The following is a 3,726-nucleotide window of genomic DNA, read 5'->3' as shown; positions in this document are numbered from 1 at the left end:
ACTCGACGGGCTGGCCCGGGTGCTCGACAACGCGCGGATCCTGCGCGAGTTCAAGATGGACGACCGGGCGGCCTACCGGGCCCTCGACTCGGGGAGCACGGTGTTCGGGGCGGCGCTCGGCACCGGCAGGTCACTCGGGCCGCCGGGGCTGGAGCCGCCGACGGTCACCGAGATCTCGCGGGCCTTGGCGTTGGTGTGCACCCAGTTCAGGAAGTACGCGGCGGCGTCCGGGTTCTTGGCCTTGGCGGAGACACCGAAGGTGTTGGGGGCGGACATCGCCACGTGCTTCCCACCGGCGGACTCGGTGGGGAAGAGGAAGAAGCCCACGTTGCCGGGCATCGACTTGTCGAGGTTGGCCGACTCCCAGTCGCCGTTGAACATGAACAGGCCGTTGCCCTTCTGGAACTCCCCCACCATGCCGGCATAGTCCAGAGCGTTGGCGTCCTTGGTGAAGTAGCCGGCCTGGGCCCACTTCTGAATGGTCTGGGTGGCCTTCAGGGCGGCCGGGGTGTCGAACGTGGCCCCCGGCTTCTGGAAGATCCAGTCGGCGACCTGGGTCGGGTCGCCGAACTGGTTCTGCAGCGCCTGGTGCGGGAAGTTGATGCCGGCGGTGTTCTTGTTGAACTGCATGATCGGCTGGACCCCGCCGGTCTTCGCCTTGGCCAGCAGTTCCTCGAACTCGGCGACGGTGGCCGGCGGCTGGGTCATGCCGATCTGAGTGGCCAGCTTCTTGTTGTAGAAGACGCCGGTGACGCTGTACCCGAGACCCATCCCGTACAGCGAGCCGGTGCCCCGGGTGTTCTCGCCGACGCGCAGCTGCATGAGCTGCGAGGCGGGGAACTTGTCCCAGCCGTACGCGGTGAAGTACGGGTCGAGGTTCTTGAGCAGGTCGTCCTTGACCAGGTCGACCATGGTCGGGAGCCGGATGATGTCGGGCGAGTTGTCCGACGCCATCACCCGGGGCGCGTTCTCCACGATCACCGTGAACTGGTCCTCGCGGACGTTGAACTTGACGTTCGAGTGCTGCTTGGAGAACTCGTCGGCCAACGCCTTGGCCAGCGGGAAGCCGGTCTCCGCGTACATCTCCAGGGTGATCGGGTCAGCGCCCAACTCCGTCTTGACGGCGGCGTCGGATTTCTGGGTCGACGAGCGGTCCTCACCCGGCGCGCTGCAGGCCGGCGCGGTCATCCCGACGGCCAGCAGCGAGGCGAGGAGCACAGTTCTCCGTCGCGAAAACTTTGTCAGCAATTCTGCCATTTCATGACTCCTCGACATCTCCACGCGTCGCGCGACCCATGGCCACGCGACGGCTCCACCGGGACCACCGCGACCCGGCGGAGGCCACGACACGTACGTCGTGACCTGTCGCGCGGGCGCGGCACCCGTACCGTCAGCACAAAAGGAACCGGCACGGCCACCGAAGGCGCCTCTGGATGCACCAGAAGTGGTCGCTAAACTGATTTAGCAGAGCATGCGCGCGGCACGGGAAGCTGTCAAGGACAACTTGGCAACGGTGCGGAAACGTCGGGTTCACACCACACCCGACGTGACCGGCGCTCGATCCCGGACGGCGAAGCATCATGATGGGCAGGAGCGGCGCCCGTGGCACCGCGCCTGATTCGGAGGACTGATGGGCCGCAACAGAGCAACACTCGCCGACGTCGCGCGGATGGCCGGGCTGTCCAAGACCGCCGCGTCGATGGTGCTCAACGGCAGGGAGGGCACCCGACTCTCGGCCGAGGCGCACCAGCGGGTGTTCGCCGCCGCCGAGGAACTCGGCTACCGACCCAACCTGGCCGCGCGCAGCCTGCGCACCCGCAAGACGGCCACCATCGCGTTCGTCTCCGACATCGTGGCGACCACCCGGTTCGCCGGCGACCTCATCCGCGGCGCCCTCGACGCGGCCCGCGAACGGGACCATGTCCTGCTCATCACCGAGACGCAGGGCGACGCCACCTTCGAGCAGTACGCCATCGAGGCCGTCCTGGACCGGCAGGTCGACGGGGTTATCTACGCGGCGATGGCGACCAGACGGCTGACGGTGCCCGCCGCCATCCTCGGCGGTCCGGTGGTGCTGCTCAACGCCACCAGCCCCGACGGCCTGCCCAGCGTTGTCCCCGACGACGAGGGGGCCGGGCGCTCCGTCGCCACCGCCCTGCTGGAGCTCGGCCACCGCGACGCGATCGCGCTCATCGGCCGCAACCGGCTCAAGGAGGACGACCCCGAGGTCTCGCTCGCCGCCCGCGCCCGCCTGCACGGCATCCGGCAGACGCTGGACGAGGCGAAGGTCGGTCTCCTGGCCGAGTGTTTCTGCACCGAGTGGTTGCCCGAGCACGGGTACGCGGCCACGCGAAGCCTGCTCAGCAAGCCGGAGCGACCCAGCGCGATCATCTGCATGAACGACCGGCTGGCCTTCGGCGCGTACCAGGCACTCGGCGAGGCGGGGCTGACCGTCCCGGAGGACATCTCGGTCATCTCGTTCGACGACGACCCGATCGCCGCCTGGTTGCGTCCGAGCCTGGCCACCACGGCGCTGCCGCACGAACAGATGGGACGTCGAGCGGTCGAACTGCTCCTGGACGGGGGTGCCGTCGAGCCCTCACTGGTGCCGATGCCCCTGCGTCGACGCCGGTCCCTCGCGCCTCCGGCCGGCTGAGCAACGGCCCCTCCGATCCGTACCAAAGACTGGCCCTGACCGACGCTAAAACGGTTTAGTGCTAGGTTTCCGACCATGCTTCGTCTACCCGACCACTGGGTGTGGGACAGCTGGTACGCGCGGGACGACAACGGCCTCTGGCACGTGTTCTTCCTGCGCGCGTCCCGCGCCCTGCACGACCCGCACCGCCGCCACCGCCGGGCCACCATCGGCCACGCCGTCTCGGCGGACCTGCGCTCGTGGCGCCTGGTCGCCGACGCCGTGGTCCCCTCCGACGCACCCGGCTGGGACGACCTGGCGACCTGGACGGGCTGCACGGTCCGCGGGCCGGACGGACGGTGGTACCTGTTCTACACCGGCGTCGGTCGCGCCGAGGACGGGCTCGTCCAACGCATCGGACTGGCCGTCTCCGACGACCTCATGACCTGGCACCGGCACGGCACGGAGCCGATCGTCCAGGCTGACCCCACCTGGTACGAGCTGCTGGACAAGGAGCTGTGGTACGAGCAGGCGTGGCGTGACCCCTGGGTCTTCCCCGACCCCGACGGCGAGGGTTGGCACATGCTGATCACCGCCCGCGCCAACTCCGGTCCGGCGAACACCCGTGGCGTCGTCGGGCACGCCACCTCCACCGACCTCGTCACCTGGACCGTCGCGCCGCCGCTGTCGACTCCGGCCGGCTTCGGTCACCTGGAGGTGCCCCAGGTCGCGGTGCTCGACGGGCAGCCGCTGCTGCTCTTCTCCACCGACGCCACCGGCAGCGCCCGGCGTGACGACCACCGGATCTGGGTGGCACCGGGCGAGACCACCCTCGGGCCGTGGGACATCGCGTCCGCCCGGCCGTTCACCCACCCGCACCTGTACGCGCCACGGCTGGTCCCCGGACCCGCCGACGACTGGTCCCTCATCGGTTTCCTCGACCACGTCGACGGAACATTCGTCGGGGAACTCACCGATCCCATCCCGGTCCGCTACGACGCCGCGACCGGGTTGACAGTGGACCGGGCGAACGTGGCGGGGTAGACCGGACAGGTCCGGGCCGAGGCGTCCCGCCCCGGCCCGGACCTGTC

The 3,726-nt window shown here is 69.4% G+C and carries 2 protein-coding genes and 1 pseudogene; 2 read left to right on the top strand and 1 reads right to left on the bottom strand.

Annotated elements, in window-relative coordinates; translation table 11 throughout:
• Positions 1-72: 72 nt before the first annotated feature.
• Positions 73-1,218 carry an extracellular solute-binding protein gene (locus AB0B48_RS32280; protein WP_357208234.1) on the bottom strand — a complete coding sequence of 382 codons (1,146 nt, stop codon included), beginning with the start codon at positions 1,216-1,218 and terminating at the stop codon, positions 73-75.
• Positions 1,219-1,630: 412 nt separating this feature from the next.
• Between AB0B48_RS32280 and AB0B48_RS32275 the strand changes: the two genes are divergently transcribed.
• Both AB0B48_RS32275 and AB0B48_RS32270 read left to right on the top strand, forming a co-directional pair.
• The gene (locus AB0B48_RS32275) at positions 1,631-2,656 is read left to right on the top strand and encodes a LacI family DNA-binding transcriptional regulator (protein WP_355006919.1); all 1,026 of its coding nucleotides are present in this window, start codon (positions 1,631-1,633) and stop codon (positions 2,654-2,656) included.
• A gap of 54 nt (positions 2,657-2,710) precedes the next feature.
• Positions 2,711-3,679, top strand: a pseudogene (locus AB0B48_RS32270) (family 43 glycosylhydrolase); the annotation flags it as partial.
• Positions 3,680-3,726: the final 47 nt, after the last annotated feature.

Origin of the sequence: Micromonospora sp. NPDC049089, assembly GCF_040648775.1 — a bacterium.
In the GTDB taxonomy this organism is placed as follows: Bacteria; Actinomycetota; Actinomycetes; order Mycobacteriales; family Micromonosporaceae; genus Micromonospora.
The sequence above is the reverse complement of the archived record's forward strand: the minus strand, read 5'-3'. Positions and strand labels throughout refer to the sequence as shown.

What these genes read in the sequence shown, in the direction of transcription:
- AB0B48_RS32275 (WP_355006919.1), top strand. Translation starts at nt 1,631, where the DNA reads ATGGGCCGCAACAGAGCAACACTCGCCGACGTCGCGCGGATGGCCGGG.